1 protein-coding gene is annotated in these 203 nt (G+C 43.8%); it reads left to right on the top strand.

Annotation, left to right across the window (positions count from 1 at the left end):
• The coding region (locus tag OS191_RS00240) for a hypothetical protein (RefSeq protein ID WP_267153699.1) at positions 1-203 on the top strand (203 nt) is incomplete at both ends.

The raw sequence follows: 203 nt of genomic DNA, 5'->3' as shown, positions 1-203 counted from the left end.
ATAACACAACATGTGTTTGGGACGTAACAGGATCACAACCTGTAGAACCATCTACAGAATGTTGGGAGACGGCAACCTTTGATAACAATACCTGTGCTTGGGTAGTTTCTGGAACGCAACCTATAGAGCCATCTACGGAATGCTGGGAAACTGCTACTTTTGATAACAATACCTGTACTTGGGTAGTTACTGGAACGCAACCT

Origin of the sequence: Xanthomarina sp. F2636L (assembly GCF_026410195.1) — a bacterium.
Taxonomy (GTDB): domain Bacteria; phylum Bacteroidota; class Bacteroidia; order Flavobacteriales; family Flavobacteriaceae; genus Xanthomarina.
The sequence above is the reverse complement of the archived record's forward strand: the minus strand, read 5'-3'. Positions and strand labels throughout refer to the sequence as shown.